This window comes from Bradyrhizobium sp. Tv2a-2, from assembly GCF_000472425.1.
Taxonomy (GTDB): Bacteria; Pseudomonadota; Alphaproteobacteria; order Rhizobiales; family Xanthobacteraceae; genus Bradyrhizobium.
In genome coordinates this window covers 49,917-73,898 of the sequence record NZ_AXAI01000029.1, presented here as the reverse complement: position 1 = coordinate 73,898, position 23,982 = coordinate 49,917, and the positions used below count along the sequence as shown (strand labels likewise).

The following is a 23,982-nucleotide window of genomic DNA, read 5'->3' as shown; positions in this document are numbered from 1 at the left end:
CCGCTCTCGCGGCGTGAACGAGCTCGCGCCGGACAGCCCGGCGTGACGCAATGGTTGGGAGGGCGAACAGCACTTAATGCAGTGCCGGTCGATCCGGCGATCAGGACAACCCACTAGGGCCACGGCATCATCGAATGCGTGTTGTTGACTGGGACCTGATCCGCGGAGGGCATTATGGCCAGCGGTCATGGGTACCGCGCTAACAGGCCGAACACATGGCTGCTCCGACCAACGCTGCAAAGTGAAGATTCTTCTTGCCAACCGGGAGCCGTCCACACATGGCCCTTCGCGCCATTTCGCGGCAACGCAATAATTCAGTCGCTTCCGGGGTGAAGCAGACGTCGGCGGTTGCGCGCGCTTGAGGGACAGCGACGCAAATGACCCTGGCCGGACATGCGACCGTCCTTTGGGCGCTACAATAAGTCGGTGCGCGTGGTAGACTTTTTGTCCTGTCGGTGAGGATGGACAGCGTTAAGTCCGAAGGGGGCCGCGATGCCGCAAATTGCTGACTGGCTCGAGAAGCTCGGCATGGCCAAGTACGCGGAGAGGTTTGCCGAGAATGACATTGATATGGCCGTTCTCCTCGACTTGACCGATCAACATCTCGAAGACCTTGGCGTGTCGCTCGGCCACCGGTTGAAAATGCGGCGTGCGATCCGCGATCTCAGCAACGTCTCGGCTGCCGTAACGGCACCTTCTGCACTCTTGGATATCGGGCCAACTCGGCGAGACGACGCCGAGCGTCGCCAACTGACGGTGATGTTCACCGATCTCGTTGGCTCGACCGCGCTCTCGACCAAGCTCGACCCAGAGGATCTGCGTTCGGTAATCGGCGCTTATCATAAGTGCGTCGCGGAGACGGTCGCCCGGTTCGACGGCTTCGTGGCCAGGTACATGGGCGATGGGGTGCTCATCTATTTCGGCTATCCCCACGCCCATGAGGATGATGCCGAGCGTGCCGTCCGGGCGGGACTGGCGATCATCGAGGCGATCGGCAAGCTGGGTATCCGGGAGCCGCTCCGGGTGCGTATCGGGGTCGCGACGGGCTTGGTCGTGGTCGGCGATCTCGTTGGTACCGGCGAAGCCCAGGAACGCGGGGTCGTGGGCGAGACGCCGAACCTGGCGGCTCGCCTGCAGGGGATCGCTGAGCCGAACACGGTTGTCATCGCCGAAGGCACTCGAAGGCTCCTCGGCAACCTCTTCGAACTGCGGGACCTGGGGCCAAGGGAGCTCAAGGGGTTCACCGGGCCAGTGAGGGCTTTCGGCGTGCTGCAGGCAAGCTCTATCGAGAGCCGCTTTGAGGCCATGCACCCCGGCGGGCTGACTACACTGGTGGGACGAGAAGAAGAACTTGGACTGCTGTTGAGGCGCTGGTCGCAAGCGAAAAGGGGCAAAGGTCAGGTGGTGCTGCTATCCGGCGAGGCCGGGATAGGTAAATCCAGGCTCTCAACCGCGCTAATGGAGGGGATCGCAGCCGAACCTCACACGCGGTTAAGTTACTTCTGCTCGCCGCAGCACACGGACAGCGCATTTTATCCAATCATTGGGCAGTTTGAACGTGCCGCCGGGTTTGCAGTCGGGGACACACCGCAAACAAAGCTCGAAAAGCTCGGTGCCCTGCTGGCACAGACCAGGACGTCCCCGCAAGACGCGGCGCTTTTGGCCGAGATGCTGTCACTTCCCAACGACGGACGCTACCCCGCTCTGGAACTTGCTCCCGGACAGCGGCGTCAGAAAATGCTGGAAGCACTCGGCATTCAATTGGAAACCCTGGCGCGCTCCAGCCCCGTGCTACTGATCGTCGAGGATGGGCACTGGGGCGATCCCACGAGCCTGGAAGCCTTCGGTCGCGCGCTAGACCTGATCGCAACGGTTTCCGTTCTCATGATCGTGACGTTCCGGCTGGAGTTCGAGGCGCCCTGGATCGGGCGGCCGCACGTGACCGCCATGACGATCAGTCGGCTGACGAAACGCCAAGTCGGCGCCATGATCGACGGCGTAGTCGGCAGCAACCTGCTGCCGGCGGGCATCAGGCAGGACATCATCGAACGTACCGATGGCATCCCCCTGTTCGTGGAGGAGATGACGAAGGCAGTGCTGGAGGCGGAGGGCCAGGGCGCGGTCGAACGCACGATTGCCGTCGTTCCGTCCCCGGCCTTGGCGGTCCCCGCAAGTTTGCACGCCTCATTGATGGCGCGGCTCGACCGGCTCGGCCCCGCCAAAGAAGTGGCACAGATTGGCGCGGCGATCGGCCGGGAGTTTTCCCATGCTCTCCTGGCGGCGGTGGTGCGCATGCCAGAGGCGGAACTGCGATCAGCGCTAGACCGTCTCATACAGACTGGTTTGCTTTTCAGGTTGGGCTTGCCGCCGAATGCGACTTACCTGTTCAAGCATGCCTTGGTGCGGGACGCGTCCTATGGCACGTTGCTGCGCGAACCTCGCCGCGCGCTTCATGCACGCATTGCCGAAGCAGTTGAAAGCCAATTCGCCGAGACAGCCGAGAGCCAGCCGGAGTTGCTGGCACATCACTGCACTGAGGCCGGGCTGATCGCGAAGGCGGCGGCCTTATGGGGCAAGGCGGGACAGCGGTCGCTAGCGCGTTCAGCGTTAGTAGAGGCGACGGTTCAGCTAATCCGCGCTCTTTCACAGATTGCGACGCTGCCGGGCACACCAGCGCTGCGTGGCGACCAGATCAAACTGCAGGTCGCGCTTGTGAATGCTTTGATGCACACCAAGGGCCACGCGGCCCCTGAGACTATCGCATCTCTCGATCGAGCCCGCACCTTCATCGAGCAAGCGGAGTCACTCGGAGAGTCCCCTGAAGACCCGTTGCTCCTGTTTTCAGTCCTCTATGGGTTCTGGGTCGCGAACTATATAGGGTTTAACAGCGACGCTCTCCTCGATCTTGCGACAGAGTGCTTGGCGCTTGCCGAGAAGCGGGGAACAATGGTTCCACTCATGCTTGGGCATCGTCTTATGGCTACGTCTCTGATGTGTACGGGGGCCCTTGCGGAAAGTCGGGCACATTACGATCAGGCGATCGCGATCTACGAACCCGCCGAGCATCGTGCGCTGGCGACTCGATTTGGCCAGGACATGAGGGTCGCAGCCCTATCCTATCGGTCCTGGGCTCTGTGGCTTCTTGGCTTCCCCGAGGCTGCAGGCCGAGACGCTGAACAGGCGCTCAAGGAAGCACGCGAGATCAGCCAAGCGGCCACGTTGATGTATGCCCTGTTCCATACATCCTTTACCCATATCTGCTGCGGAAACTATGCGGCAGCAAGCGCCGAAGCTAATGAACTTGTCCCCCTGGCAGACGAAAGAGGTTCCTTGTTTTGGGGGTCGCTCGGAATGCTGGCCCAAGGTTACGTCTTGGCCCTCACTGGGAAGGTCTCAGACGCCGTCCCTGTGATCACCTCGGGTATCATCGCACGTCGGTCAACGGCGGCAACAGCGCTAGAGCCATTCTGCTTATCGTACCTGGCGGGCGCTCATGCTGAACTCGGCAACTTCGATGATGCACTGTCCTGCATTCGCGAAGCGATGAGCAAGGTAGAAACAACCAAGGAAAGTTGGTTTGAGGCCGAGATCAAGCGCACGGCAGGCGAAATCGCGCTATCGTTGCCCGACCCAGACGCAACGAAAGCGGAAGAATATTTCGAACATGCGCTGGCGGTCGCTCGTCAGCAGCAGGCAAAGTCCTGGGAACTGCGTGCGGCCGTGAGCATGGCGCGGCTGTGGTACGAACAGGGCAAACGACAGCAGGCCCACGATCTTCTCGCCCCGGTCTATGGTTGGTTCACCGAGGGTTTCGACACCCGCGACTTGAAGGAGGCGAAGGCCTTGTTGGGGGAGCTCGGGCAACGAAAGTACCTGTAGCGGCAAAGGAGCAAGCAGAGGTCGGCTTTTGGGTCCATAACGACGAAATCCAGCGTTCGTCTACATGTCGGCCGTCGGGGATAAAGCGGATCTAGCTTAAACAAGCCGCTACTTCCGAGTCTGAACCATTTGAGACATCGTGTCTCCCACGGCGCGCACTGCCGCGGCCAGTGAGGTCCGCGGCAGTCAATTTCCCTCGGCCTGGCAGCACTACGCGTCGCGGATCACAACTTCGACAGCTCCAGCTGCTGTCGGTCGCCGATCCACGTCTTGGTAAGATCCGCTTGCAGCTTGCTCGCCTGGTCGGTCTTGCCGCGCGCCTTATAGAGTTCGGCAAGCCCGTACCATGACCAGCCGTTGCCGGGGGCGCGCTTGAGCGCACGCTGGAACTGCTCCTCCGCTTCGTCGAGTCGGCCCGCCTGCATCAGCGCGACTGCGAGCGACTGCCGCACCGGGTAATACCAGTAGGGCGGCTCCATGTAGGGCAGCCCGTCCTGCAGCTCAGCCGCCCGCTCGAACCGCTCGATGGCTGCAGCTTTGTCGCCCTGACGCTGCGCGACGCGGGCTTCGATGACAGTGCGCGCCAGCGCCAGCACGTCCTGTGCCGGAACGTTCGAGGATTTGAGCAACGTGAAATCGCCGCCCTCGAGGGCCGCGATCGCACTCGCTTCCGCCTGGGCGGCGGTAAAATCGCCCTGCGCCGCGTAGGCAACGCCGCGCGCGTAATGCCACATGGCCTTGACGTATGGAATGGCGTCGCCGGGGTCGGGGAGCGCGAGCACGGTGGCGGGAGGGCTGAACAGCGCATGAGCGAAGTAAGGTGCCGCCTTGACCGGCTGGACCAGCGCGATGCTGCGCGCGACCTCGTCGGGGATGAGGCCGCGCAGCTTCTCGGCCGCCGCGATGACGGTGGGTCCGTCGCCCGCCATTTGGGCGGACGCCATCACGAAATGGACGTTGTGTGGGTAGTACCCGAGGCGATACACGCCCATGGGCGCATTGGTCGCCGCCAGATATTTTTCGTCCACCCCGATCGCCGTCTTGTTGTCGGCCAGCGCGTCAAGATAGCGCCCGACCCGGTAGTAGATGTGGCTCGGCATGTGCACGAGGTGGCCGGCGCTGGGAATGAGCCCCCGCAGCCGGTCCGCATAGGGCTCGGCGCGCTCTGGCCGGTCCGACGCCTCCACCGCGTGGATGTAATAGTGCATGGCGCCCGGATGGTTCGGGTCGTGCGCCAGCACGCGTTCGAGCGTCGGCACGATGGGGCCGCTTTGCGGATTTGGCGCGTGGCCGCCAGGCTGCCAGTAATTCCACGGACTGAGGTCCATCACAGCTTCGGCGTAGAGCACCGCGATCTCGTTGTCGTCCGGGAACTGCGCCGCGACCTTCTCCATGGCTAGCGCATAAGCGGCATCGAGCGGCACCCGGTCCGCCTTTGAGTCCTTCGCGTAGCGGGTCGAGATCGCCGCAATCAGCGCCTGCTCGCGCGGGGTCGCCTTGGGAGCGAGCATGAGCGCCTTCTCGGCCGCCGCGAAGGCCGGAGCCACCGCATCTTCCTGCATCGGCAGATTGATGTTGGGGCCGAGCACCAGCGCTTCGCCCCAGAAGCACATGGCGCAGTCAGGATCGAGCTTCTGCGCCTTGCGGAAGGCGCGCTGCGCCTCGCTGTGATTGAACGCGTAGGTGAGCCGGAGCCCTTGATTGAAATAGGACTGCGCCAGCTCGTTCGCGGTCGTGATCCTGTACGTCACCCCGCCGAGCCCCTCCCACAGCGGCGGATCTGTGTCGGCGAAAGCAGCCGCTGGCGAGGCGGCCTGCATTTCCGCTTGCGGCACCTCCGTGCGTGTCTGGGCCAAGCGCAGCATGACGCGGGTTACGTCGGCCGACGCCGACCCATGACAGACGGCAACGTCAGCGCCGAGCTGTCGCTCGGTGGCAGCGGCAATGCCTATGCTGTTGGTCGGGCCGTTGCCAACGGCGAACGGTGCAAAGGAGCCGCCCAGCGCCGCGCCTGCGACGAGAAGCGGTGGCAAGGTAAAAATCGCCCGCATGGTGCCCTCCAATCTGATGACTGGGCTCAGGCGGAGCGCGGCGCCGTGAGCGGTGCGCGACCGCCTGGGCAGGTACGGACGTTACTCCTCGCAGGTCGCCACCCGCGATGTGGCGCGATGTCGCTTATTGGCCATTGCGTTGTTTCGCTGCTATGCAACAATATGTCGGCTGCTGGGCCAAGGCGGACTGTGGCAACCCGTCTGCCCGGCGCGGTTATGAGTTCGCTGCCTGGAACGACGTCTCCCAAACAAGCGCGGGATAGATATGGCCGATCAAGCCGAAGAGATCGTCCGCTATGCGGTGACCGACCGCGTCGCCCGCATCGCGCTCGTTCGTCCGCCGGTCAATGCGCTGAGCCTGCCCATGATCCGTGGCGTGGTCGCGGCGTTCCGGCGGGCAGCGCGCGACGAGGCCGCGCGGGTGGTGATCCTGGAAAGTGCGCTCGCAAAACGCTTCTCGGCTGGGCTCGATCTGGATCTCCTGGTCGGCAAGGACGGCCCGAGCATTCGCTCGTTCGTGCATGAGCTCTATGTCGAGCTGTTCGAGGCGCAATATCAGCTCGGCAAGCCGTCGATCGCGGTCGTGGGGGGCGCGGCACGAGGCGGTGGCATGACCATGGCGGTGTCCTGCGACGTCATCCTCGCCGCCGAAAATGCGAGCTTCGGCTACCCGGAAATCGATGTCGGGGTTCTGCCCGCGATTCATTTCGCCCATCTGCCGCGACTGATCGGACGGCACCGCGCCTTCGAGCTGCTGTTCAGCGGCCGCAGTTTTGCCGCGCGCGAGGCGGCCGACATCGGCATTGTCAGCCGCGTCGTGCCGGATGCGGAACTTGCGGATGCGGCCAACGAGCTCGCGGCAACATTCGCAGCGAAATCCGCAACCGTGATGCGTCTCGGACGCGCTGCCTTCATGCGGCAGATCGATCTGGATTACCGGCGCAGCATCGCCAATGCGGTGGAGGATTTCTGCGCGGTCGCGGTGACCGACGACGCGCAGGAGGGCCTGCGGGCGTTCACCGAAAAGCGCAAGCCGCATTGGCACTGAGCGTGCTGTCTTTGTCGGACGTGTCGTCTACCGCGCGGCCGGGGTCGTCGCTAGCTTTTCCCCTTCGTCCGCACGAGATAGTCGACGATCGCGCCGACATCCTTCTCATCGACCGGCGCCTTGTAGACCTTGATCATCTTTTGCACCTCGGCCTCCCAGGTCGCCTTGGGGAAGGCTGGCTGAGTCAGCACCATCTCGGTGGAATGGCAGGCGAGGCAATTGCTGTTGACGGCGTCCGCGCCCGGCCCCGGAAACAGGGCGCCCGGGTCGGGAAGATCCACCGACGTCGATTTGAGCGTGATCTTCTCCTGCACCCAGCCGGGCGTGGCGAACAGCAGCGCGGCCGCGAGGCAAGTGAAGGCAATGATGCTCCTGTGCATGGACCGCTCCCTCAGCTCGCCGTGACCTGAACGGTCTCGATGACATTGCGCATGAAGCCGCTGCCGTTCCAGTTCGGGGTGCCGGGCTGGACATCGCCGGCCTGATTGGTGCAGCGGACCATGAAGCTGTGGCTACCCTTGGCGCCGAGCAAGACATTCGCCTGCCACTGGCGGAAGCTGTATTTGCCGTGATCCTTGCCGAGCGCGGTCGCCTGCCAGGACTTGCCACTATCGATCGACAACTCGACCTTGGCGACGCCGGAGTCGCCGCCGAAGGCGATGCCGCGCAGGGGCGCGCTGCCTACCGGCAATGTCGTGCCGTCCGCGACATTGGTGAAGAACGAGCGTGGCACCATCTTGTTGATCGGCACGAGCTTCACGCCGGTCTGGCCTGGAGTAACGCTGGCATGTGGCGTGTCGGGAATGGTGTAGGCGACCGCCATCCAGAAATTGTCGTCAGCCTTGTCGAGCACCTCGATGTCGCTGAGCATCTTGACCCAGTAGGTGGAGTACCATCCGGGCACGATCAGCCGCAGCGGAAAGCCGTTGAGCAGCGGCAACTGCTCTCTGTTCATGGCGTAGGCGATCATGACCTCGCCGTCGCGCGCGTGCTCGATGTCGAGCGACTTCTTGAAATCGGGCCCATCGGGCACAACCGGGTCGTCGAGCCCGTTGAGACGTACCTGCACGGCGCCCGCTTTGACCCCAGCGCGGTCCAGCACGTCCTTCAGGCGAACACCGGTCCAGAGGGCGTTACCCATCGCGCCGTTGGCCCATTGCGCGCCCGGGACCCGCGGCTCATAGAAGCCGCGGGAATTTCCGGAGCACTGATTGACCGCGGCAAGCTCGACCTGCGGCAGCTTGAGGAGATCGTCGATCGACAGCGATAGCGCCTGATTGACATGGCCGCGCACGGTCAGCTTGAAGGTGTTGATCTCGACCGACGTCGGGATCACGGCCCAATGCCAGCGCACAAAGAACTGGTCGTTCGGGGTGAAGACGCCGCGATCGAACACGTCAAACGGCGTTTCGAGCAGCGGCGGTCTTGTGCGCTGCAAGATCATCGTGCCCTTTTGCGGGAAGTCATGGGTCAGCGGCCGCTCGCGCGGGTCGCTCGGCAGCGGCAGCTTGATCATATCCTCGGCAAAAGCCGGCGCCGCCGCCAGGGACAGACCGGCGAGCCCGAGCTGCCAGAGGGCGGTACGCCGTGACATGGCGGCCGCCAGTGCCGAGTTTCCCATAATGGAATTGCTCGGCCTTTTACTTACCATGTGCGCCATCGCGCTCTCCTGCGGATGATTGCGTTTGAAGTCTAGGCCGCTCCCAGCCGGCGGTCTAATCAGTAGTTCGGGATGCTTTCATCGATCTCATTTGTAGCTCCTGGAATCGGTTCATTTCGCGGCCGCGATACTCGCCAGCAGCGCCGCTTCCGCCTTGCTGACATGCCGCTCCTTGTAACGCGGGATGTAGAAGGCGCGCTTGGCCATCTCGCCTTCGATCCTCACGAGGTTTTCGCAGCGATCGATTTGTCCATGACGAGATCGGAAATCGCGGTGGCGCAAGGGCCCGATTCGACCGCGGTCCGGATCGCCTCGTTGGAGGCGAGCTCGATCGTTTATGTCGATATAATCGATTATATCGATGAGATATTATCTGATCGCGGCCGCCAGGGCCGCGATCAGCGCGGGGGGCATAACCAGCGCGCCGATGGTGAGGAAGCGCCAGGCGGTGACCTTAATCTCTTCCCGCCGCAGCGCCACCAGCCAGAGGATGGTCGCAAGCGATCCCGTCACCGAGAGATTGGGCCCGAGATCGACGCCGATCAGCATGGCCGACACGACCGGCGGCGGCAGGTGATCGCTGGCTGCGACGGAGCCGGCGACGAGGCCGACGGGCAGGTTGTTTGCGATGTTGTCGGCGATGGCGGTAACGAGGCCGGCCCCCCAGGCAGCCCCGCGCGGGGAGTGCGCGACCGCCTCATGCAGGACGGCGCTGAGCTGGCCGATCGCGCCGATTTTCACCAGCGCCTCCACCATCACGAACAGGCCGGCAACCAGCGGCAACACGCTCCAGGAAATGCCCTTGATGACGGGCCAGGGTGACTGGCGGCTGAGCGCGAGCACTGCGGCTGCGGTCACCAGCCCGCAAACAAAGGTCGGCAAGCCGAGTTGCACGTCGAGCGCGGAAGCGGTGACCAGCACGACGCCGATTGCGGCAATGCCGAGCGCGGTGAGCTTGCCGCCATGGCTGAGCTTCGGCTTCGGCACCCGCGTTTCAATCGTCTCGTCCCTCAGCGCACGGGCCTGCGTGAGGCGCAGCACGATGTAGGTGACGACGATCGAGGCGACCGAGGGCAGGGCGAACAGGCGCAGCCATTCGGCAAGATGCGGCATGCGCGCGCCGAACACAACGAGATTGGCCGGATTGGAGATCGGCAGCACGAAGCTCGCAGCGTTCGCAATGAAGGCGCAGATCAGAAGGTAAGGCAGGGGGGCCGCGCCGGCCGCACGCGTCGCGGCATAGACGGCGGGCGTGAGCACGATTGCGGTTGCGTCGTTGGATAAAAGCACGGTGACGAGGATGCCAACCGCATAGACGAGGAGGAACAGCCGCTGCGGCGAGCCCCGCGCGTGCTCAACCGCAAAGGCCGCGAGATAGTCGAACAGGCCCTCGGACCGCGCAAGCTCGGCGGTCAGCATCATGCCGATCAGGAACAGGTAGACGTCGAGGCCCTTGTGCGCGCCGGCGAGTGCGTCAACTGGCGACAACAGCCCCGACAGCACCAGCGCAATCGCACCCGCGAGCGCCCACACCGCTTCCGGCAGGTGAAAGGGCCGGATAATGACGCCCGCGGTCGCCGGGACGATAATCGCCCAGGCCAGCAAAGTTTCGTGCGCCGTCATCCGTCACTCGTCTCCAGTATCGAAAGAATCCTGTTCGGCAGCGATAGCGGCCCGCGCGCCCTTGCGCAATCGGTCCTGGCCGGCACCGCCCGTTTCGGGCAGGAACGCCCAGCAGATCGCGAACCCGATGACTGCGACGGCGCCGAGCGTCAGGAACGCCGCGCTGTAGCCGGCCTCGACCACGACGCCGCCCGCAAGGGTTGTGGACAGCGCAGCGCCGATGCCCTGGGCAGTGATGATCGCTCCTTGAGCGACGTTGAAGCGGCCGGTGTTGCGCATAAGGTCTGCCGTGATGACCGGGAAGATCGCGCCAAAGATTCCAGCGCCGATGCCGTCGAGTAGCTGCACGCCGACAAGCCACGCCGTGTTGTCGGAAAACGTGTAGAGCGCGCCGCGGATGGGCAGGATCAACAGGCAGGCGAGGAAGAAACGTTTATGGCGCCAGCGGTCGGCGCGGGCACCCACCAGCATCGCCATCGGAACCATCACGGTCTGGGCCGCGATGATGCAGGCCGACATCAGGCTGGTGCCGAGATTCTTGTCCTGCAATGCGAGCTTCTGCCCGACCAGTGGCAGCATGGCGGCATTGGAGAGATGAAACAGCGCCACGCAAAGCGCGAAGATCAGCAACGGCCGGCAGGTGAGGAGAATGCTCAGGCCCGACGGTTGATCGTCGCCTTGCTCTCTTGCGCTGCTCGCGCCGCATTCGGGCTCATGCAGCCCGCGGGCAAGATCGTGGTCGATCGCAGCCTCTGGAATGGCGGCGACGCTGACGAGGCTTGCGAGCGCCATGAAGGCGAGCAGATAGAATACGACCTGTGGGCCGAGCCAGTAGGCGGCGATGCCGGCGGTCGCCGCGGCGACGGCATTGCCGGCGTGATTGAAGCTCTCGTTGCGCCCGATCCGCGCAGTGAATGCCTTGTGTCCGACGATCCCGAGCGATATGGCGGCAATCGTCGGCGCAAACACCACCTCCGCCACATTGGCGATGCCTTGCGAGATCGCGACCGGCCAGAACCGCGGGACAAGCGGAAGCACCAGCGAGGCGAGGGTGACGATCCCGGCGGCCGCGATCATGACCAGACGCTTTCGCTTTGTCGCGTCGACCAGCGCGCCAGCCGGTGTCTGCGCGGCGATGCCGGCGATGGTCGCAATCGACATCACGACGCCGATGCGCGCTTCGTCCCATTGCTGCTCGGTGAGGAGATAGACCGCAAGATAGGGGCCGAGCCCCTGGCGGATGTCGGCGAGAAAGAAATTGGCTGCGTCGAGAGCGCGCCGCGCTTGCTGCAAGTTCCGGACATCGCTGCCGGGCGGCATCCGTTCGCCTCGTCGAGGGGCCTGACCTCGTCAAGAACGATTTCGTGCGGGAAGCGTTCCGACGGCTTGAGCCGTCAGTCGACCGCGGCCTTCGCCGCCATCGCCTTGCGCAGGATGCGCGATAGCGCCTCCACGGAATAGGGTTTCTGGATCAGTTCGAAACCGCAATGGGTGTTCTCGGCGAGCACGTTGCTATATCCGCTGGTGAGGACCACCGGCAGGCCGGGATAGCGCTCGCGGATAAGACCGGCCAGCTCGACACCGTTCATCCCGGGCATGATCACATCGGAGAAAACGAGATCAACGGCCAGCTCATCCTGCGCAAGCACGTCAAGCGCTGCATTGGCATTGGCGACGCGGCGGACGGTGTAGCCGAGATCCTCCAGCAGTTCGGTGGAGAAGCGTCCGACATCGTCATTGTCCTCCACCACCAGGACGCGATAGCCGCGCCCGCTGGTGGCGGGCTCGCTGCTGGTCCTGTGGGCCGCCCCTGTGTCGGGCGGAGCGTCCGCGAGTGGAAGGTAGATCGTGAAGGTCGCGCCCTTGCCGAGCGTGCTTTCGACCGTGATGTCGCCGCCGGACTGCTTGGCAAAGCCGAACGCCTGGCTGAGACCAAGGCCGGTGCCCTTGCCGACCTCCTTGGTGGTGAAGAACGGCTCGAAGATCGCGGCCAGATGTTCCGGCGCGATGCCGGTGCCGGTATCGTTGACCGACACCGCGATGAATTGACCGGCGCGTGCCGCCTGGGTGCGTGAAGCGGGAACGCTCTCGACTTTCCTGACGGCCACGTCCAGGCGGCCTTCGCTGTCCATGGCATCGCGAGCGTTGATGGCGAGATTGATCAGCGCGGTCTCGAACTGCGCGATGTCGGCGACGGCAAAGCATCCCTGATGTTCGACATCGGTGGCAATCTGGATGCGGCTGCCGACCAAAGGGCGGATCAGCTGCGCAATGTTTTCGACCTGGCTACCGACATCGAACAGCTGGGGTTTGAGCGGCTGGCGGCGGGCGAAAGCCAGCAATTGCGTCGTCAGCTTCGAGGCGCGCTCCACCGTTTCTGAAATCGCATCGACATAACGCCGGCGCCGATCCTCCGGCAGGTCGCGCCGGCGCAGGAAGTCGGTCGCCGAGCGGACGATGGTCAGGAGATTGTTGAAGTCGTGCGCTACGCCGCCGGTCAATTGGCCGATCGCCTCCATCTTCTGCGACTGGCGCAGTGCCTCTTCGCCCTGGCGGCGCTCGGTGACGTCGACCGCTTCCGGCACCGCGCCGGCGATCGTGCCATGCTGGTCGAACAGCGGCCGCATCGCGAATTCGAAGATGCGCTCGCCGATCGGAAGTCGCAGCACGAGTTCGCTGCGCACATCCTCGCCCCGCATGACCCTGGCGAAGATCGCGCGGACGGCATCGGACGCGCCTTCGGTTCCGGAAAACCACGGCGTTTCCCAGATCGGCCTGCCGATCACGTCGGATGCCCTGGCGCGAATGCCCGCCAGAGCGGTGCGGTTGGCGTAGACGACGTCGCCTTCTGTGCTGAGCAGGCCCTGGTAGAGATGGCTGCTCTCGAGGATGGCGCTCATCTTGGCTTCATTGGCCTGAAGCTGCGCGGTGCGCTCCCGGATGCGGCTCTCCAGCGTCTCGTTCAGCCGGCGCAGCTCGATCTCGGCCTGCTTCGCGGCGGTGATGTCGTGGGCGACACCGATGAAGCCGATATGGTTGCCGATCGGGTCCCAGCGCGGCTGCGATTCCGAGCGCAGCCAGCGCCATTCGCCGTGGGCATTGCGATAGCGCGCCTCCAGTACGAAGGGCTTCAGCGAGGATTCCCCGGCGATCTGTTCTTGAAGAATGCGCGGCAGGTCGTCGGCATGCAGGGCCTTGCGCCAGTCGTAGTTGATGGCTTGCTCATAGGGCAGGCCGACGAAGTCGACATAGGCCTGGTTGGCGAAGGAGCGGGTGCGGTCGAGCTTGGTCACCCAGATCGGCACCGGCGCGCTGTTGGCGATCAGGCGGAAGCGCTCCTCGCTTTCGCGCAAGGTCTCCTGCGCCAGCATGCGGTCGGTGATGTCGATATGCGCGCCAACCAGGCGAAGGGCCCGCCCGTTCTCGTCGCGATCGATCTTGGCGACCACGCGGATCCACCTGGTCTCGCGGTCATTCGGCCGCACGATGCGGTATTCGGCAGTGTAGTCTTCGGCCGTGCCTGCGATGGCATCGTGAAAATGTTGCTCGGTCGCCCTGCGATCATCGGGATGAATGCGGTCGACCCAATCCTGATGGGTCTCGTTGACCGCCTCCGGCGGCAGGCCGTGGATCAGGCGATATTCCGGCGAGCGGCGGTTCCGAATGCCCTCGCGCAGATCGACCTCGACGCCACCGACCCGGCCGATGCGCTGGATCCGCGCAAGCTCGGCCTCGCGCTCCTCCAGCGCGCGGTGGGCCTTGTCGCGCTCACGCGCAAGCTCCTGAAGATGCTGCCGCAACTTGGCGGCGGCAGCGGCTTCCGGTGACGTATCGTGCAGGCCGTTTCCGTTGCTCATCTCTTGCCCGGCATTCCCCCAAGCGATCGTCACACAGACGAAGCGAGATGGCTAGCATCCTCGCTTGGCGTGACCCGGTAAAGCGCCATGCTGCGCTCAAATGAGCAGACGACCCGCCTGCAGACAAAGAGAACCCCCGCTACCGCTTCCAGAGGGAGCAGCGTGCTTGCGGGGGCTCGACAGGGCGTCGGGGAAACGCGCTGAACCAAACGCGAGATCGGCCAAAATGTTCCTGGCGCGCGAGGAACCATGGCGGCCGATCGGGAGTCATGGCGAGGTGCGTCACGCGCTCCTTCGAATTGCGGGGTATCTTCTTGAAGCTATTCACGTGCCAGGCCTGCGGCAACGTCCTCTATTTCGAAAACCGAAGCTGCGCCCAGTGCGGGCATCGGCTGGGCTTCATGCCGGAGCAGGTCAAGCTGTCGGCCGTCGAGCCCGATGGCGAGCGGTTTGCGACCTTGGCCGACCGGAAGCGGGCGCGCCTGTTCTGCGCCAACGCTTCCCACGATGCCTGCAACTGGCTGGTCGAGCCCGAAAGCGGCGCGTCCTATTGCTGCGCCTGCCGGCACAACGGCATCGTGCCCGACTTGTCGAACCCTGACTATCTCGGGCGCTGGCGCGACCTCGAGATCGCCAAGCACCGGCTTTTCTATTCGTTGATCCGCTGGAAGCTCCCGGTGAAGACGCGCGCGGAGGATCCGGCCCATGGGCTGATCTTCAATTTCCTGGCCGACGATCCCAGCCAGCGCGTCATGACCGGCCATGACAACGGGCTGATCACAATCGCACTCACTGAGGCCGATGACATCGAGCGCGAGAAGCGAAGGCTCGAGATGCGCGAAGCCTATCGCACGCTGCTCGGCCATTTCCGCCACGAGGTCGGACATTATTTCTGGGATGTGCTGGTGCGCGACCGCGGCAAGCTCGACGCCTGCCGCGCGGCGTTCGGCGACGATACCATCGATTACGGCGAGGCACTGCAGCGCCACTATGCCGCCGGACCGCCGCCGGACTGGCGGGCGCATTTCGTCTCGGCCTATGCCGCCACGCACCCGTGGGAGGATTTTGCCGAGACCTGGGCGCATTACCTGCATATCATCGATACGCTGGAGATGGCTTCCGCCTTCGGCATCGAGGTGCGCCCCGCGGCGGATCGCTCGGGAGGGCTGTCGGCGCACATCGCCTTCGATCCCTATGAGACGGAAGATTTCGACGCCATCGTCAACGCCTGGCTGCCCTTCACCTTCGCCATGAACAGCATAAACCGCGCCATGGGCATGCGCGATCTCTACCCCTTCGTGCTCTCACCCGCGGTGATCGAGAAGCTGCGCTTCATCCATCAACTGGTGCAGGAGCAGGCGCACCAGCAGGTGCAAGAGCAGGCGAAGGCGAGGCGGGGATAGGGGCGTCCTACGGCTTTGTTCCATGTTGACAGACGAGAACAAAAATAGAACATATCCGTCGCCACGATCGACCGAAAGACCCGTCAATGTCGTCCAGTCCGAAGCCAGACCTGCCCGATGACGGCGAGCTCGAAGCCGAGGTCGACGAGGCGATTGCGACCTGCGACGGCGATCTGCGTGCGACCATTCGCGCGCTTATCGTCGCCAATAAATATCTCGAATGCGAAATCGCAGAGCTGATGAAGGCGGTGTCGCATGCCTATGTGCGTGGGCGCTTCAACACCTATTCAGGTTGAGTATACGTATCGGTTCGCTTGCGAGTTCACGGAAGTTCGTGGTCGGCGTAATGCCACGACGCCGCGCTTGAATGCGCCGTCATGGCGGTTCATCATTGCCGCGCTTCTTTCTTGTCGAACAAGCGAGGGATCCCGTGGCCGCCACCGATTCTTCAGCCGAGACCGCTGTCAGCGATGCGACGCCGCTAGCGAGCGTCCAGGTCGCGACCACGCAGACGATCGAGCTCACGCAGGTCAAGACGCGGCGCGAGCACGATCTGCTTGGCGAGCGCGACATTCCCTCCGAAGCCTATTGGGGCGTCCACACCATGCGCGCGGTGGAGAATTTCCCCATTACCGGCGTACCAGTCGGGCATTTCCCGAATTTCGTGCGCGCGCTGGTCTATGTGAAGCAGGCGGCTGCGCGCGCCAACCGACGGCTCGGCTATCTCGCTCCCGAGAAGGCCGACGCGATCGAGAAGGCCTGCCACATCATCGGCAATGAAGGCCGATATCACGACCAGTTCGTGGTTGATGCGGTGCAGGGCGGCGCCGGCACTTCGACCAACATGAACACCAATGAGGTCGTCGCCAATGTGGCGTTGGAAGTCATGGGCCGGCCGAGGGGGGATTACGCTGCGCTGCATCCCAATGACGACGTCAACATGTCGCAGTCGACCAACGACTCCTATCCGACAGCGCTGCGCCTTTCGATGATCTTTGCCGCGGAGCCCCTGATCGAGGCGCTTGACGAACTCGCCTACGCTTTCAAGGCCAAGGCGGTCGAGTTCAGCGACGTGCTGAAGATCGGCCGCACGCAGTTGCAGGACGCGGTGCCGATGACGCTGGGGCAGGAGTTCGACGCCTTCTTCATCACCATCAAGGAGGACGTGTCGCGGATCCGCGAGGCGGCGGCGCTGTTCCGCGAGGTCAATCTCGGCGCGACGGCGATCGGCACCGGCATCAATGCCGATCCGCGCTATGCGGCGCTCGCGATCGAGGAATTGGCGCGGCTGGCCAAGCAGCCTTTGGTGCCGGCCTCGAACCTGATCGAGGCGACCTCGGACATGGGCGCGTTTGTGCTGTTCTCCGGCGTGCTCAAGCGCGTCGCGGTGAAGCTGTCCAAGATCTGCAACGACCTGCGGCTGCTCTCCAGCGGTCCGCGCGCGGGGCTGGCCGAGATCAGGCTGCCGGCGGTGCAGGCGGGCTCTTCGATCATGCCGGGCAAGGTCAATCCTGTCATCCCCGAGGTCGTCAACCAGGTCGCCTTCATCGTGATCGGGCACGATCTGACGGTGACCATGTGCGCCGAAGGTGGTCAGCTGCAGCTCAACGCCTTCGAGCCAACCATCGGCTATTGCCTCTTGGCCTCGCTGCGCCAGCTCACCGCGGCCATCACCACGCTGACGACACGCTGCGTCAACGGCATCGAGGCCGACCGCGAGCGCTGCCGCGCGCTGGTCGAGGATTCCATCGGATTGGTCACCGCGCTCGGGCCGACGCTCGGCTACGAAACATCCTCGCGCGTTGCCAAGCGCGCGTTGAATGAAAAGCGAAGGGTGGCCGATATTGTGCTGGAGGAGGGGCTCCTGACCCGCGAGCGGCTCGACGAACTCCTGAAGCTGGAAGCCATGACCGCGCCGTCACGTGCACGGCCGGGGCGGGTGGGGTCATAGATGTGAGTGGGCGGTGGTCCGTAGGCTGGATCTCCGCAAGCCGGAAACTCGGTCTACGGCCGGTCGAGCAAGCTGAGATGATCGTACCGATCCGGCGGGACTTGCGCGGGCGCGCGGCCAGCGCATGCGGCTTATGCACCCAAAGGGACGCCAAATCTCCCACAGAAGTGGCGATTTGCGGCATATCAGCCGTTGCCTCCGTCCGGTTTTGCTGTAGACGGAACTGTGACGTCCGCCCCGCATGCGAAGGTGGCGGGGAGGAACCCGCCTAAGGTCTTTAAAACGCAAACATGTTCAAGAGAATCCTGATCGCAAATCGCGGCGAGATCGCCTGCCGGGTCATCAAGACCGCTCGCCGCATGGGCATCGAGACGGTCGCCGTCTATTCCGAGGCCGATCGTGACGCGCTGCATGTCGAGATGGCCGACGATGCGGTGCTGATCGGCCCGCCCCAGGCTGCCGAGAGCTACCTGCTCATCGACAAGATCGTCGAGGCCTGCCGCAAGACCGGCGCAGAGGCCGTGCATCCCGGCTATGGATTCCTGTCCGAGCGCGAGGCTTTTCCACGGGCTCTGAAGCGGGCCGGCGTCGTCTTCATCGGGCCCAACCCGGATGCGATCGCCGCCATGGGCGACAAGATCGAATCCAAGAAGGCGGCCGCGAAGGCAAAAGTCTCGACCGTGCCGGGCTATCTCGGCGTCATCGAGGACGACAAGCACGCGGTGCGCATCGCCGACGAGATCGGCTATCCCGTGATGATCAAGGCCTCCGCCGGCGGCGGCGGCAAGGGCATGCGCATCGCGCATTCGAGAGGAGAGGTCTCCGAAGGCTTCAATCTGGCGAAGGCCGAGGCCAAGGCCTCGTTCGGCGACGACCGCGTCTTTGTTGAAAAATTCATCGTCGATCCGCGCCATGTCGAAATCCAGGTGCTGGGCGACAAGCACGGCAACGTCATCTATCTCGGCGAGCGCGAATGCTCGATCCAGCGCCGCAATCAGAAGGTGATCGAGGAGGCGCCGTCGCCGCTGCTCGACGAGACCACGCGGCGCAAGATGGGCGAGCAGGCGGTCGCGCTTGCGAAAGCCGTAAAATATGATTCGGCCGGCACCGTCGAGTTCGTCGCAGGCCAGGACAAGAGCTTCTACTTCCTGGAAATGAACACCCGCCTGCAGGTCGAGCATCCCGTGACCGAGCTGGTCACCGGCATCGACCTGGTCGAACAGATGATCCGGGTCGCCGCGGGCGAAGAGCTGAAACTTGCGCAGAAGGACGTCGCGCTCACGGGCTGGGCGGTGGAATCGCGCGTCTATGCCGAGGATCCCTTCCGCAATTTCCTGCCTTCGATCGGACGGCTGGTGAAATACCGGCCGCCGGCCGAGAGCAAGTCGGGCGGCATCACCGTGCGCAACGACACCGGCGTGCAGGAGGGCGGCGAGATTTCGATCTACTACGATCCGATGATCGCCAAGCTCGTCACCCATGGCCCGTCGCGTGTCGCGGCGATCGAAGCGCAGTCGACGGCGCTCGATGCCTTCTATGTCGACGGCATCCGCCACAACATTCCCTTTCTCTCGGCGCTGATGAACCATCCACGCTGGCGGGAAGGAAGGCTTTCCACCGGCTTCATCGCGGAAGAATTTCCGCGCGGCTTCTCGGCGGTTCAGCCGGCCGGTGAAATTGCGCGCCGGCTGGCAGCGGTTGGCGCTGCGATCGACCATGTGCTGGGCGAGCGCAAGCGGCAGATTTCCGGCCAGATGATCGGCCGTCCGGTGCACCGGCAGGGGCGCCGCGCGGTGTGGCTCGACCGCGAGGAGATCATCCTCGACATCGCCCGCGAAGACCGTGCGATCACCGTGCGTTTCGTCGGGGCCGATGGCGCGGTGGGCAATGCGCGTCATCTGGTCTCGTCCTGGAAGCCCGGCGAGCCCGTCTGGGAGGGAACCGTCGACGGCGTCCCGGCCGCGGTGCAGGTGCGTCCGATTCCCAATGGCGTCCGACTCGCGCATCAGGGCGTCGAGGTTCCCGTCTACGTCTTCACCGAGGCGGAAGCGGCCTCGGCCCGCCTGATGCCGGTCGTCACCGCAACCGATACCGGCAAGAAGCTGCTCTGTCCGATGCCGGGTCTTGTGGTCTCGATTGCGGTCAGCGAGGGGCAGGAGGTCAAGGCCGGCGAGACGCTGGCGGTGATCGAAGCCATGAAGATGCAGAACGTGCTGCGCGCCGAGCAGGACGGCACGGTGAAGAAGATCTATGCGTCGCCGGGCGCGACACTGGCGGTGGACGCGTTGATTTTAGAGTTTGCGTAACGCACCGTCGTTGTGAGGAGCGTGGGCGACGAAACATTTCAGCGTTTCTCGACCCTGCTTCGCTCAGCTCGTCACGACGGCCATAAAGTTACTCCGTCATTCCGGGGCTCGCGAAGCGAGAACTACGGTGCGCAATTGCGCACCTGAGAATCTCGAGATTCCGGGTTCGATGCTATTGCATCGCCCCCGGAATGACGGTGTCAGGGAGAGAAGCAATCATGACCTTCCGTCAGCGCCGAGACAAACTGCGGTCGATCCTCGCTGGCTCGTCCTGCATCCGGCCGGGCTCGGTCTATGACGCGATCTCGATCCGCATAGCGCAGGATCTCGGCTTCGAAATCGGCATGTTTGGCGGCTCGGTTGCCTCGCTTGCCGTGCTCGGCGATCCCGACATCACACTGATCACACTCACCGAGCTCGCCGAGCAGATGCGGCGCATGTCGCGTGCGGCCGCGCTGCCCGTGCTGGTCGATGCCGACCATGGCTATGGCAATGCGCTCAACGTCCGCCGCACGGTGGCCGAGCTCGAAGTCGCCGGCGCCGCCGGCCTCACCATCGAGGACACGCTGCTGCCGCAGGCCTTTGGCGAAGCCAAGACGCAGCTGATCCCGCTTGCAGAGGGCGTCGGCAAGATGAAGGCCGCGCTCGACGGGCGCGGTGATCCCTCGCTGGTCATCATGGGCCGCACCGGCGCCGCCTCGGTCAGCTCGCTTGGCGATGCCATTGAACGCGCACGGGCCTATGAGGCCACGGGCGTCGATGCGCTGTTCTTCACGGGCATCAAGAGCCGCGCCGAACTCGAGGCTATCTCGGCCACCACGCGCTTGCCGATCGTGCTCGGCGGCGCGCCGGAGGAATTGAGCGATCCTGGGCTTCTCGCGCAGTTGCGCGTCCGCATCGCGCTGCAGGGCCACGCGCCGATCGCAGCCGCGACGCAGGCCGTCCATGCGACCCTGAAGGCCCTGCGCGATGGCACCGCGCCAAAGCAATTGCAGGGCCTCGCATCATCCGAGCTGACCGGCCGCGTCACGCGCGAGGCGGAGATGAAGGCGCGCAGCGCCGACTTTCTGGGCTTGAAGCGATGACCCCCGCCATGCTGCTGGTCACGATCCGCGGCCGCGTGCAGGGCGTCGGCTACCGCGCCTGGATCGAGCATCAGGCGACTTCGGCGCGACTTGAGGGCTGGGTGCGCAACCGGCGCGACGGCAGCGTCGAGGCCTTGTTCGCAGGCCCTGCGCGTGCCGTCGCCGACCTCGTCGCGCTGTGCCGCCACGGCCCGCCGGCGGCGCGCGTCACCGAGGTTCTCACCGAGCCGGCGGTTGCCGATCAGCTCGACCTGCGCCATCCGGGCGAGCGCTTCTCGGTGCTGCCGACGGTGTGAATCACCGCCGCAGCGTCGCGATTGCCTTGCTCAGCTGGTGGATTTCGTATGGCTTGCGCAGGATGGGAAAATCGCCGCGCACGTCGGCGGCGGCGTCGCTATAGCCGGTCACGAGCAGCACAGGCAGGTCGGGGCGGATTTCGCGCAGGCGGCGCGCGAGGCCGAGGCCGTCGAGTCTGCCGGGCATCACGATATCCGAGAACACCAGATCGATTTGGTTGCGCTCGATCTCGCGGAGCGCGGCATCCGCGTCCGCCACGCGGCGAACGCTGAAGCCGAGCTGCTCGAGCAGGTTGCGACTGACGGAGGCGACATCGGGATTGTCCTCGACCAGGAGCACCGTGCCGCTGCCACCGAGGTCCAATGTCTCCTCGTTTTTCACCGGAAGGCCGGCCTGCTGGCGTGGCAACAGAATTGTCACTCTGGTGCCCTTGCCGAGCTCGCTGTCGACCAGGATGGTGCCGCCCGCCTGATGAGCGAAGCCGTGCACCTGCGAGAGTCCGAGCCCGGTGCCCTTGCCGACGGGCTTGGTCGTGAAGAACGGATCGAAGATCTTGCTGAGGATGTCGGGCGCGATGCCGAGACCGGTGTCGCTGACGCTGATGGCAACGAAATCGCCGGGATTTGACCCCTCGTGGAGCGTCCGGTTTTGCGCCGCGATGGTGACCGTGCCGCCGTTCGGCATCGCATCGCGCGCGTTGATCACGAGATTGACCAGCGCCGTCTCGAACTCACCGAGGTCGATGATCACAGGCCAGCAGTCGCGCGCCACATCGAAGGCGAGCCGTACGGCGCTGCCGACACCGGTGTCGAGCACCTGGCGGATCGCCTCGATCCGCTCACCGACGTCGATCGCTTCAGGGTTGACGCTTTGCCGGCGCGCGAAGCTCAGGAGCTGGGATGTCAAAGCCGCACCGCGCCTGGTGGCGTTCTCGATCGCGGCGATCGCGCGCTGCAGCTTCGGATCGTCTCCCGCGTTGCGCTTGATGCTGTGCAGGCTGCCGCTGATGATCATCAGCAGATTGTTGAAATCGTGCGCGACGCCGCCGGTCAATTGTCCGAGCGCGTCGAGCTTCTGCGCTTCCGCGAGCTGCTTCTGCACCTGCTCGAGTTTGAGCTCAGCCTCGCGCCGTTCGGAGATGTCGCGGGTGATCTTGGCAAAGCCGATGAGATGGCCGTCCTCGTAGATCGGGTCGATGACGACGCTTGCCCAGAAGAAGGTGCCGTCCTTGCGGACGCGCCAGCCTTCCTCTTCATATCGCCCCTGTTCACGCGCGATGCGCAGCGCGCGGGACGGCCTGCCGTTGGCGCGATCGGTCTCGGTATAGAAGCGGGAGAAATGCTGACCGACGATCTCATGTGGCGCATAGCCCTTGATGCGCTCGCCGCCGATGTTCCAGCTGGTGATGATTCCGGTTGGGTCGAGCATGTACAGCGCGTAATCCGCGACGCCCTCGACCAATAGGCGGAAATTGCGTTCGCTGTCGAACAAGTCCCTCTGCTGCTTTACGTTTTGGACCATCGGGACCCCGCCGCCTTAACCGTGGCAAACGCGCGACCCCGGATTTGGTTCCAGGGTGTCTGCACTTTTCCCGCGCGGTGGATTTCAGGCGGCTTTGGCCTGCAGCCAGCGCCGTAGCGCAACCAGGGCCCAGACCGCCTCCACCAGGCCGAACGGCCACGCTCCCTGCAGGAAACCATAGGCCGAGCCGAGCGCGCAGGCACCGGCGAAGCCAAGGACATACCAGTGGCTGCTGGCTTCCAGGGCGTAGGTGACGAGCATCAGGGTGACGGCGAACAGGCCGAACAAGGTTAGGGCATCCATGGTTTTCTCGCGGGTGTTATGTTCAGGCTGCCTTGGCCACGCTGCGGAAGGTGGCGGCCAGGGTGCGGAGCGCCGCCAGTTTCATCGGCTCTGCCACTTTCGAATAGAGCATCACCTTGGAGATGCCGAGCCGTGGCAGGCCGTTCGCAGGCCCGATGTCGCGCAGGCCGCCGGGCGCGATACGCCGGGCCAGTGGCGCCACGGCGAGGCCGGCCAGCGCTGCCGCGACCACCGCCGTGACGCCGCCGCCGACAAAACCCTCAGTCCAGGGAAGGCCTGCCTTGTCGAGCGCGCGGAGCGCAATCGCGCGCACGCCGCAGGGCGAGGCAAGCATCGCAAGCCGCAGCGGCTCGCCGCGATTGAATGTGAAGCGTGGCGAGGCGAACCAGCCGAACTCGTCTTCCGCGAGCTTCTCGCCGCCGCGCCGGCTGCCTTCCTGGCGCACCACCACCGCATCCAGTGCGCCGTGGTCATAGGCATCGAGCAGCGTACGGGAGAAGCCGATCGTGACCGACAGCGCAAGTTGTGAGGACACCGCGTGCAGCCTTTCCAACAGCGGCACCAGTTCGGGACCGGCGGCATGATCGCTGATGCCGAGCGTCAGTCGCGCGCGCGGCGCATCGGGCGCGGAGAGGGCGCGGTTATGCGCCTCCATCAGTGCCCGTGCATGGACAAGAAACGCCGTACCGTCCGCGGTCAACCGCACCGCGCGCGGCGAGCGCTCGACCAGGCGCTTGCCGAGCAGCGCTTCCAGGCGTTGCAGCTTCAGGCTGACCGCGGCCTGCGTCGTCCCCAGCGCTTCGGCGGCACGGGTGAAGCCCTTGAGCTCGGCGACGATCAGGAAGGCCTGGACGGTTGCGATGTCGAGAGTTGCGGTCATTTCAGGTTCTTATCGCAAATTTTCACCTCAATAAAATATCAAAATGATACGATTGCGACGACCTCATTCGCCCGATCGCCCATCATTGCGACGCCGCGTCATAATATATCATTATCAT

The 23,982-nt window shown here is 64.4% G+C and carries 17 protein-coding genes; 8 read left to right on the top strand and 9 right to left on the bottom strand.

Going from position 1 to position 23,982, the window contains the following annotated elements; translation table 11 throughout:
* Nucleotides 1-492: 492 nt before the first annotated feature.
* Nucleotides 493-3,879, top strand: a complete 3,387-nt coding sequence (locus tag A3AI_RS0136400) for an adenylate/guanylate cyclase domain-containing protein (protein WP_024520237.1) — start codon at nucleotides 493-495, stop codon at nucleotides 3,877-3,879.
* 224 nt (nucleotides 3,880-4,103) lie between these two features.
* On the opposite strand, the gene A3AI_RS0136395 is transcribed toward A3AI_RS0136400, so the two are convergent.
* Complete coding sequence (locus A3AI_RS0136395; protein WP_024520236.1) at nucleotides 4,104-5,930, bottom strand: tetratricopeptide repeat protein; 1,827 nt, start codon at nucleotides 5,928-5,930, stop codon at nucleotides 4,104-4,106.
* Nucleotides 5,931-6,195: 265 nt separating this feature from the next.
* Between A3AI_RS0136395 and A3AI_RS0136390 the strand changes: the two genes are divergently transcribed.
* Nucleotides 6,196-6,978 (top strand): enoyl-CoA hydratase/isomerase family protein, encoded by a 783-nt coding sequence (locus tag A3AI_RS0136390; RefSeq protein WP_024520235.1) that lies wholly within the window; start codon nucleotides 6,196-6,198, stop codon nucleotides 6,976-6,978.
* Between the two features lie 50 nt (nucleotides 6,979-7,028).
* Here A3AI_RS0136390 and A3AI_RS0136385 read toward each other — a convergent pair whose 3' ends face one another.
* The 5 genes from A3AI_RS0136385 to A3AI_RS0136360 form a co-directional block, all read right to left on the bottom strand.
* Nucleotides 7,029-7,358 (bottom strand): c-type cytochrome, encoded by a 330-nt coding sequence (locus tag A3AI_RS0136385; RefSeq protein WP_024520234.1) that lies wholly within the window; start codon nucleotides 7,356-7,358, stop codon nucleotides 7,029-7,031.
* A gap of 11 nt (nucleotides 7,359-7,369) precedes the next feature.
* Nucleotides 7,370-8,572, bottom strand: coding sequence for a molybdopterin-dependent oxidoreductase (locus tag A3AI_RS0136380; protein WP_245287030.1), 1,203 nt, complete (start codon nucleotides 8,570-8,572; stop codon nucleotides 7,370-7,372).
* A gap of 435 nt (nucleotides 8,573-9,007) precedes the next feature.
* On the bottom strand, nucleotides 9,008-10,261 hold the full coding sequence (locus A3AI_RS0136370; RefSeq protein ID WP_024520232.1) for an arsenic transporter: 1,254 nt from the start codon (nucleotides 10,259-10,261) through the stop codon (nucleotides 9,008-9,010).
* A 3-nt stretch (nucleotides 10,262-10,264) separates the two neighbouring features.
* Nucleotides 10,265-11,581: an MFS transporter gene (locus A3AI_RS0136365; RefSeq protein ID WP_024520231.1), complete on the bottom strand. Its 1,317-nt coding sequence runs from the start codon at nucleotides 11,579-11,581 to the stop codon at nucleotides 10,265-10,267.
* A 74-nt stretch (nucleotides 11,582-11,655) separates the two neighbouring features.
* A complete protein-coding gene (locus A3AI_RS0136360; RefSeq protein WP_024520230.1) occupies nucleotides 11,656-14,118 on the bottom strand; it encodes a PAS domain-containing hybrid sensor histidine kinase/response regulator in 2,463 nt (820 codons plus the stop codon).
* Nucleotides 14,119-14,432: 314 nt separating this feature from the next.
* Here A3AI_RS0136360 and A3AI_RS0136355 point away from each other — a divergent pair, with 314 nt between their 5' ends.
* The 6 genes from A3AI_RS0136355 to A3AI_RS0136330 all read left to right on the top strand — a co-directional run bounded on the left by A3AI_RS0136355 (nucleotide 14,433) and on the right by A3AI_RS0136330 (nucleotide 21,159).
* Nucleotides 14,433-15,521 (top strand): zinc-binding metallopeptidase family protein, encoded by a 1,089-nt coding sequence (locus A3AI_RS0136355; RefSeq protein WP_024520229.1) that lies wholly within the window; start codon nucleotides 14,433-14,435, stop codon nucleotides 15,519-15,521.
* A gap of 86 nt (nucleotides 15,522-15,607) precedes the next feature.
* The gene (locus A3AI_RS0136350) at nucleotides 15,608-15,817 is read left to right on the top strand and encodes a hypothetical protein (RefSeq protein WP_024520228.1); all 210 of its coding nucleotides are present in this window, start codon (nucleotides 15,608-15,610) and stop codon (nucleotides 15,815-15,817) included.
* Between the two features lie 134 nt (nucleotides 15,818-15,951).
* Nucleotides 15,952-17,472 (top strand): aspartate ammonia-lyase, encoded by a 1,521-nt coding sequence (locus A3AI_RS0136345; RefSeq protein ID WP_245287029.1) that lies wholly within the window; start codon nucleotides 15,952-15,954, stop codon nucleotides 17,470-17,472.
* Nucleotides 17,473-17,762: 290 nt separating this feature from the next.
* Nucleotides 17,763-19,778, top strand: a complete 2,016-nt coding sequence (locus A3AI_RS0136340) for an acetyl-CoA carboxylase biotin carboxylase subunit (RefSeq protein WP_024520226.1) — start codon at nucleotides 17,763-17,765, stop codon at nucleotides 19,776-19,778.
* 218 nt (nucleotides 19,779-19,996) lie between these two features.
* On the top strand, nucleotides 19,997-20,863 hold the full coding sequence (locus A3AI_RS0136335) for an isocitrate lyase/PEP mutase family protein (protein WP_024520225.1): 867 nt from the start codon (nucleotides 19,997-19,999) through the stop codon (nucleotides 20,861-20,863).
* Nucleotides 20,860-21,159 (top strand): acylphosphatase, encoded by a 300-nt coding sequence (locus A3AI_RS0136330; RefSeq protein ID WP_024520224.1) that lies wholly within the window; start codon nucleotides 20,860-20,862, stop codon nucleotides 21,157-21,159. The genes A3AI_RS0136335 and A3AI_RS0136330 overlap by 4 nt, the downstream gene beginning before the upstream one ends.
* 1 nt (nucleotide 21,160) lies before the next feature.
* On the opposite strand, the gene A3AI_RS0136325 is transcribed toward A3AI_RS0136330, so the two are convergent.
* The 3 genes from A3AI_RS0136325 to A3AI_RS0136315 form a co-directional block, all read right to left on the bottom strand.
* A complete protein-coding gene (locus tag A3AI_RS0136325) occupies nucleotides 21,161-22,681 on the bottom strand; it encodes a PAS domain-containing hybrid sensor histidine kinase/response regulator family protein (protein ID WP_024520223.1) in 1,521 nt (506 codons plus the stop codon).
* An 84-nt stretch (nucleotides 22,682-22,765) separates the two neighbouring features.
* A complete protein-coding gene (locus A3AI_RS0136320) occupies nucleotides 22,766-22,984 on the bottom strand; it encodes a hypothetical protein (RefSeq protein ID WP_024520222.1) in 219 nt (72 codons plus the stop codon).
* A 22-nt stretch (nucleotides 22,985-23,006) separates the two neighbouring features.
* A complete protein-coding gene (locus A3AI_RS0136315) occupies nucleotides 23,007-23,864 on the bottom strand; it encodes a LysR family transcriptional regulator (protein ID WP_024520221.1) in 858 nt (285 codons plus the stop codon).
* Between the last annotated feature and the right edge of the window lie 118 nt (nucleotides 23,865-23,982).

Excerpts from the sequence above, each read along its gene's own strand:
- A3AI_RS0136380 (WP_245287030.1), bottom strand. The coding sequence starts at position 8,572 with ATGTCACGGCGTACCGCCCTCTGGCAGCTCGGGCTCGCCGGTCTGTCC.
- A3AI_RS0136335 (WP_024520225.1), top strand. The coding sequence starts at position 19,997 with ATGACCTTCCGTCAGCGCCGAGACAAACTGCGGTCGATCCTCGCTGGC.
- A3AI_RS0136370 (WP_024520232.1), bottom strand. The coding sequence starts at position 10,261 with ATGACGGCGCACGAAACTTTGCTGGCCTGGGCGATTATCGTCCCGGCG.
- A3AI_RS0136365 (WP_024520231.1), bottom strand. The coding sequence starts at position 11,581 with ATGCCGCCCGGCAGCGATGTCCGGAACTTGCAGCAAGCGCGGCGCGCT.
- A3AI_RS0136395 (WP_024520236.1), bottom strand. The coding sequence starts at position 5,930 with ATGCGGGCGATTTTTACCTTGCCACCGCTTCTCGTCGCAGGCGCGGCG.
- A3AI_RS0136325 (WP_024520223.1), bottom strand. The coding sequence starts at position 22,681 with ATGGTCCAAAACGTAAAGCAGCAGAGGGACTTGTTCGACAGCGAACGC.
- A3AI_RS0136320 (WP_024520222.1), bottom strand. The coding sequence starts at position 22,984 with ATGGATGCCCTAACCTTGTTCGGCCTGTTCGCCGTCACCCTGATGCTC.
- A3AI_RS0136385 (WP_024520234.1), bottom strand. The coding sequence starts at position 7,358 with ATGCACAGGAGCATCATTGCCTTCACTTGCCTCGCGGCCGCGCTGCTG.
- A3AI_RS0136390 (WP_024520235.1), top strand. The coding sequence starts at position 6,196 with ATGGCCGATCAAGCCGAAGAGATCGTCCGCTATGCGGTGACCGACCGC.
- A3AI_RS0136400 (WP_024520237.1), top strand. The coding sequence starts at position 493 with ATGCCGCAAATTGCTGACTGGCTCGAGAAGCTCGGCATGGCCAAGTAC.
- A3AI_RS0136350 (WP_024520228.1), top strand. The coding sequence starts at position 15,608 with ATGTCGTCCAGTCCGAAGCCAGACCTGCCCGATGACGGCGAGCTCGAA.
- A3AI_RS0136330 (WP_024520224.1), top strand. The coding sequence starts at position 20,860 with ATGACCCCCGCCATGCTGCTGGTCACGATCCGCGGCCGCGTGCAGGGC.
- A3AI_RS0136360 (WP_024520230.1), bottom strand. The coding sequence starts at position 14,118 with ATGAGCAACGGAAACGGCCTGCACGATACGTCACCGGAAGCCGCTGCC.
- A3AI_RS0136340 (WP_024520226.1), top strand. The coding sequence starts at position 17,763 with ATGTTCAAGAGAATCCTGATCGCAAATCGCGGCGAGATCGCCTGCCGG.
- A3AI_RS0136315 (WP_024520221.1), bottom strand. The coding sequence starts at position 23,864 with ATGACCGCAACTCTCGACATCGCAACCGTCCAGGCCTTCCTGATCGTC.